2 protein-coding genes are annotated in these 4,003 nt (G+C 68.2%); both read left to right on the top strand.

Annotated features, from left to right (window positions below; genetic code table 11):
• Positions 1–281 (top strand): phosphopantetheine-binding protein (locus AC1RQF_RS33110; RefSeq protein WP_492874334.1); only part of this gene is annotated, 281 nt, incomplete at its 5' end.
• 9 nt (positions 282–290) lie between these two features.
• A partial coding sequence (locus AC1RQF_RS33115; protein ID WP_492874336.1) for an amino acid adenylation domain-containing protein occupies positions 291–4,003 on the top strand: 3,713 nt, incomplete at its 3' end.

The following is a 4,003-nucleotide window of genomic DNA, read 5'->3' on the forward strand; positions in this document are numbered from 1 at the left end:
TCAGCCAGCGCGAGCCGCGCACGCCGCAGGAACACCTGCTTGCCACGCTGTTCGCCGAGGTGCTCGGCCTCGAACGCATCGGCATCGACGACTCGTTCTTCGATCTCGGCGGCGATTCCTTGCTCGCCACCCGTCTCGTGAGCCGCATCCGCTCCGCCCTGACGGTCGAACTGACCATCCGGGCGCTGTTCGAGGCGCCGACCGTCGCCCGCCTGATCCATGAGCTGGCCAGCGCTCCCAAGGCGCGGCTGGCGCTTCGACCGATGCCCCGTCCTCTCTAGGATCGCCTCATGATTCCCCTGTCCTTTGCCCAGCAGCGCCTCTGGTTCCTGCATCAGTACGACAGCGCCAGTGCGATCTACAACATTCCGCTCGCGCTGCGCCTCGACGGGCCGCTCGACGCCCGCGCGCTGCACCTCGCCTTGCAGGATCTCGTGATCCGCCACGAAAGCCTGCGCACGCTCATCGATGAGGTCGACGGCACGGCGCGACAGCGCGTCGTCGCCGCGGACGAGGCGCGCGTCCCGTTCGAACAGATCGACGTCACGGAAGACGCGCTGAACAGTGCGCTCGAACAGCACACGCTTCATCGCTTCGATCTCGCCCGCGAGATCCCGGTCCGCGTCGTCCTGTTCGCGATCGCGCCGCAGCGGCACGTGCTGTTGCTGCTGATTCATCACATCGCGAGCGACGGATGGTCGTGGGCGCCGTTCATGCGCGACCTGAGCCGCGCCTATGTCGCGCGCGCCGACGGCCGCGATCCCATGATCGAACCGCTGCCGGTCCAGTACGCCGACTACACGCTCTGGCAACGCGAATGGCTCGGTCAGGCCAGCGATCCCGACAGCGCCATCGCCGCCCAGATCGACTACTGGAAAGGGGCGCTCGCCGATCTGCCCGAGCAGATCGCCCTGCCGTTCGATCGGCCGCGTCCGCCTCAAGCGAGCTATCGCGGCGGACACGTCTACTTCGACATCGCGCCCGATCTGCATCGCCAACTCGTCGATCTCGCGCGCGGCAGCCATGCCAGCCTCTTCATGCTGCTGCACGCCGCCGTCGCGATATTGCTGTCCAAGCTCGGCGCCGGCCACGACATCCCGCTCGGCACCCCCATCGCCGGCCGCACCGACGAAGCCCTCGACGATCTCGTCGGCTTCTTCGTCAACACCCTCGTCCTGCGCACCGACCTATCGGGCAACCCCACGTTCCGCGAACTGCTCGCGCGCGTCCGGCAAGCCGATCTCGCCGCCTACTCGCACCAGGATCTCCCCTTCGAGCATCTGGTCGAAATCGTCAACCCGAGCCGTTCCGCCTCGCATCACCCGCTGTTCCAGGTCATGATCGTGCTGCAGAACAACGCCGCCGCGACGCTCGACCTGCCGGGCATCCAGGCCGCGCCCCACCAGCTCAGGTTCGACATCGCCAAGTTCGACCTGACCTTCAATTTCGACGAGGGCAACGAAGCCGGCACGCTGTTCGGCCACGTCGAGTTCGCGACGGACCTGTTCGATCGCGTCACGATCGACACGCTCGTCCGCCGCCTGCAACAGCTGCTGGACGCCGTCGCCGCCGAACCCGATCGACCGCTCGACCAGATCGACCTGCTCGACGCGCGGGAACGCCGGCAATTGCTGATCGACTGGAACGACACCGCGCAGCCCGTTCCCGACGCGACCGTGTCGCAGCTGTTCGAGCAACAGGCCGCCCGGACGCCCGACGCCGTCGCGATCGTCTGCGGCGACGCCTCGATGACCTACGCGCAGCTCGACGCCGCCGCCAATCAGCTCGCGCATCATCTTCAGGGGCTCGGCGTCGGCCCGGACGTCCTGATCGGCATCTGCCTGGAGCGCTCGCCGGCGGTGCTGGTCGCGCTGCTCGGTACGCTGAAGGCGGGCGCGGCCTATCTGCCGCTCAATCCGGACTATCCGGCCGAGCGGCTCGCGCACATGCTGAACGAAGCGATGGCCCCTGTCCTGATCACGCAGGAAGCGCTCGTCGACCGGCTGCCCACGCATTGGGGCGCGCTCGTGCTGCTCGACGCCGATCGCGACGAGATCGCGCGGCATCCTCGGTCGACGCCGCCCGGCGCGGCGCGCGCGGCGCATCTCGCGTACGTGATGTATACCTCCGGCTCGACCGGCACGCCGAAGGGGATCGGCGTCACGCAGGCGAACGTGCGCGACCTCGCTCTCGATCGCCGCTGGCGCGGCGATGCGCGGCGGCATGTGCTGCTGCATTCGCCGCAGGTCTTCGACGCCTCCACCTACGAGATCTGGATGCCGCTCCTCAACGGCGGCCGGATCGTCGTCGCGCCGCCCGGCAAAACCGACATCGCCGTCCTCGCCGACGTCATCCGGCAACACGCGATCACCGATCTGTGGCTGACGGCGGCGTTGTTTCATACGCTGATCCAGGAGGACATCGACTGCCTTGGGCACATCGAGCGCGTGACGGCGGGCGGGGAGGCCTTGTCGGCGCCGTTGGTGCAGGCGCTGCTGGACCGCCATCCGGCGCTGTCCGTCGCCAATGGCTATGGTCCGACCGAGACGACGACGTTTGCCGCCCACCATCCGATGCGCGCGCCGCTACGGCTCGGCGACAGCGTGCCGATCGGCGCGCCGATGGACAACACCCGCGCCTACGTGCTCGATGCGGCGCTGCAGCCCGTGCCCGTCGGCGTGCCCGGCGAGCTTTATCTCGCCGGGTCCGGGCTCGCGCGCGGGTATCTCCATCGTCCGGGCCTCACCGCCGAACGCTTCGTCGCCAATCCCTTCACGCCCGGCGAGCGCATGTATCGCACCGGCGATCGCGTGCGGTGGCTCGACGGCGGCGTGCTCGACTATCTCGGCCGCACCGATCATCAGGTCAAGCTGCGCGGCTTTCGCATCGAACTCGGCGAGATCGAAGCCGCGCTGCTGTCGCAACGCGATGTCGCGCAGGCCTGCGTCATCGTGCGCGAGGATCATCCCGGTCAGCAGCAGCTCGTCGGCTATGCGGTGCCCGCCGTGGGCCGCGCACTGTCCGCGCCCGCGTTGCGCAGGACGCTCGGCGATCAATTGCCCGAGTACATGGTGCCCGCCGCGATCGTCGTGCTCGACACCCTGCCGCTCACGCCCAACGGCAAGCTCGACCGCAAGGCCCTACCCGCCCCCGACTTCACCTCCGTCAGCCAGCGCGAGCCGCGCACGCCGCAGGAACACCTGCTTGCCACGCTGTTCGCCGAGGTGCTCGGCCTCGAACGCGTCGGCATCGATGACTCGTTCTTCGATCTCGGCGGCCACTCGCTGCTCGCCACGCGCCTCGTGAGCCGCATCCGCGCCGCGCTCGACATCGAGCTTCCGATCCGCGCATTGTTCGAAACGCCCACCGTCGCCGCGCTTGCGCCTCAGCTCGGCATGGGCGTCGCCGGCCGCGCCACGCTGCAAGCGCAGATCCGGCCCGATGTCGTGCCCTTGTCCTACGCCCAGCAACGCCTGTGGTTCCTGCATCGATATGACGAGGCGAGCGCGATCTACAACATCCCGTTCGCGTTGCGCCTCGACGGGCCGCTCGATATCGGCGTGCTGCGTCAAGCGCTCGACGATCTCGTTGACCGGCACGAGAGCCTGCGGACCTGTTTCGTCGAGATCAACGGCGTCGCCCGGCAGCTTGTCGTTGCGCCGGATGACGCGCGACTTTCCTTCGAGCACGTCGATGTCACGGACGAGACCCTGAACGACACGCTTGAACAGCACACGCTTCATCGCTTCGATCTCGCCCGCGACATCCCGATCCGCGTCGTCCTGTTCGCGATCGCGCCGCAGCGGCATGTGCTGTTGTTGCTGATTCATCACATCGCGAGCGACGGATGGTCGTGGGCGCCGTTCATGCACGATCTGAGCCGCGCCTATGTCGCGCGCGCCGACGGCCGCGATCCCATGATCGAGCCGCTGCCGGTCCAGTACGCCGACTACACGCTCTGGCAACGCGAATGGCTCGGTCAGGCCAGCGACCCCGACAGCGC

The sequence above is a fragment of the Burkholderia sp. GW821-FHT14F03 genome, from assembly GCF_058803765.1.